Raw genomic sequence first — 2,562 nt, forward strand, 5'->3', positions numbered from 1 at the left:
CAGATTGAACCACGCCGGCTCGTACGGCCGGTCGAACGGGCGGAACGGTCCGAGCACGAAACTCTCGTCGAACCCGTCGGGATTGAAGTGGTGCGGCGGCCCCCCGTCCTCGCCCTCCGCGTAGGCACTGCCAAAGCCGTCCCACCTCAGGCCGAGGTTCAGCGTCAAGTTGTGCGTGACCCGCCAGTCATCCTGCACGAACAGTCCGAACTGGTTGACGGTCGCCAGGAACCGCGGCGTGCCGAACGTGAAACGGATCTCATTCGGGATGTTATCGATGAGGTCGTCGAGACTGGCGTAACTGAACCGGGGATTCTCGAGGTTCAGGTTGCTGTACTGCTGGCGGAAGTACATGCCGCCCAGCTTGAACGCATGGTTCGCGTAGTTGTAGTTCCACGTCACCCGCATGGTGTCGGTCAAGCCGAAATCCATCTTGACGATATTGTTGCCATCGTCGACTTTCTGGTCACCCGGGCCGACGTAGGTGCCCGTTAGCGCCCCAGGGGCCGTCGTTTCGGTAGGCGACGGCAGCAGGGAGACGACATGGCGCAGCGTGGGGAGCGTCTGCGGGATGCGTGCCCGAAGGGCATCGGTCGGCACGGTCGCCGAGACCGAGCCCGCGGTGGAGGACCGCACGAGCTCCGACGCCGCGAAGAAGAACGCACGACGCGGCAGAATCGGTCCCCCGAGAGACGCCGCGAACTGCTTGTAGGACTCTTCCGCCTTGGTGGGCACGAAGGGATTGCGCGCGTTCAAGGCGTCGTCCCGGACCATGTAGACGCCACTTCCGTGGAAGACGTTGGTGCCCGACTTCGTGACGACGTTGAGGTTGCCGCTGAGCGCGCGCCCGAATTCGGCCGGCAGGACCCCCTTGGTCACCTGAACATCATCGACGGCCTCGAGGCTGACGATGTTCAACGTGTTGAAGCCCCCGGAGAACGCCGTTGCCGGCTCCTCCAGGTTCGAGGTTGCGTCGGTGCCGTCCTGGCTGATCGTCAGTGATCCGCTGCCAAGGCCGTTCATGATGAAGGTGCCCGGGTTCCGTCCCTCCTGCACCCCCGCGGCGAGATCGACGATCTCCGTGAGGTCCCGCCTGCCGAGGGGCAGCTCGGCCGCCTCCTCGCCGGAGTGGCTCTCGCGCTGTTCCGACGTGGACGTGGCCAGGTTGGGAAGCCCCGCCTCGACGGTCACCGCGTCGGCGAGCTCGCCCACGTGGAGCTCGACGTCGAGCAGGACGACCTGGCCGGCCTGGCCAAGGCGGATCCCCGTTCGGTGTTCGGTCCTGAAGCCATCGAGCTCGAGCTTCAGCGCATGGACGCCGAGCTCGACGAACTCGAATCGAAACCCCCCGCTCGGGCCGGTCACGGCGTCGCGTACGCGGCCTGTTTGCTCGTTGGTGAGCGTCACGGTCGCCCCTGGGACGCGTGCGCCGCTCGAGTCGACTGCGCTGCCGGTGATGGTTCCTGTGGTCAGCTGAGCCCAAGCGGAAATGGAGACGAGCAACAAGCTCACCATCAGGACGCATTGCAGGACTCTCGGCACAGATCTCCCCCCGTCTGCGCGCACGACGAGCAGCATTGCGGCCTCTGCGCGTACTGGCGCACGATGGTAGCGGGCGGGTGTGTCAGGAAAAAGACAGCCCTGTGTACGAGGGGTAACTAGCAGCGCAGGACGAAGACGTTCTGGCTGAGATTGCGGCGTAGAAGGCTTGCGTAATTAGACAGAGTATGTATAATTCATACGTGAACGTTATGGCTGAAAGGCGTTCGCTGGGCCTTTTCGCGATTCTACATGCGGCCCACACCGCCGAAGATGAGATGGAGTCGAAGCTCAACGCGGTCGGGCTGTCGTTGGCCAAGCTGGCAGCGTTGATGGCGCTATCCGATGCGGGCAGGTCGCTGCCGCTGGGCCAGCTGGCGGAGCGCCTGTCGTGTGTGAAGTCGAACATCACGCAGCTCGTCGATCGCCTGGAGGCGGACGGGCTGGTGCAGCGCCAATCGGATCCGCACGACCGGCGAACGAAGCTTGCCGCGTTGACGGCAGCAGGCCGGAAAGCCGTGAAGGAGGGCATGCGGGTGCAGCAGGAGACCGAGCGCGACCTGTTGAAGCGGTTCACACGCGACGAGGCCGAGCAGCTCGGGGCGTTGCTGGCCAAGATGGGAAGCGCGAGGCTCTAATTTTTTGTCGGACACCGTTCATCTATGAACAGTGCATATATACACAAGAAGCTGCGAAATCTGACTGGAGGCAGCATGCCTCTGACGCCCGTACGAGGCCGCACACTCGGTGTCATTTTCAGGTGATCGATCGCGTCATTCAGAACAATCAGCCGCTGTTCGTCCTCGTGTGGGCCGGTTCGGTGCAGGCGCTGATCGCGGCCGCCGTGCTTACGGTGGCACCCTCGGCGCATCGACGTCCTGTGGGGTCACCTCATGCTGGCGAAGAAAGACTAGACGCTCCCTCTCGTGCGTTCGAGCCCTCAGGCGCTTGAACTCGGCGAGCGCTCTCCGTGACTCCTCGGCGTGGCCCAGCGCCCGGTGCGCCTGCGCCAGATGAAAGAAG

General features: G+C 64.0%; 2 protein-coding genes and 2 pseudogenes (1 of these 4 only partly in view). 2 read left to right on the forward strand and 2 right to left on the reverse strand.

Going from position 1 to position 2,562, the window contains the following annotated elements; translation table 11 throughout:
* Positions 1 to 1,578: hypothetical protein (locus tag GEV06_28275; protein ID MPZ21752.1), on the reverse strand; the 1,578-nt coding region annotated here is incomplete at its 3' end.
* A 173-nt stretch (positions 1,579 to 1,751) separates the two neighbouring features.
* Here GEV06_28275 and GEV06_28280 point away from each other — a divergent pair.
* Positions 1,752 to 2,177 carry a MarR family transcriptional regulator gene (locus GEV06_28280; GenBank protein ID MPZ21753.1) on the forward strand — a complete coding sequence of 142 codons (426 nt, stop codon included), beginning with the start codon at positions 1,752 to 1,754 and terminating at the stop codon, positions 2,175 to 2,177.
* 116 nt (positions 2,178 to 2,293) lie between these two features.
* Positions 2,294 to 2,395 (forward strand): annotated as a pseudogene (locus tag GEV06_28285) (DUF1772 domain-containing protein).
* Here GEV06_28285 and GEV06_28290 read toward each other — a convergent pair.
* Positions 2,388 to 2,562, reverse strand: a pseudogene (locus GEV06_28290) (tetratricopeptide repeat protein); it runs 274 nt beyond the window's last position. The pseudogenes GEV06_28285 and GEV06_28290 sit on opposite strands and share 8 nt — an antisense overlap.

Origin of the sequence: Luteitalea sp. (genome assembly GCA_009377605.1) — a bacterium.
Lineage (GTDB): Bacteria > Acidobacteriota > Vicinamibacteria > Vicinamibacterales > Vicinamibacteraceae > WHTT01.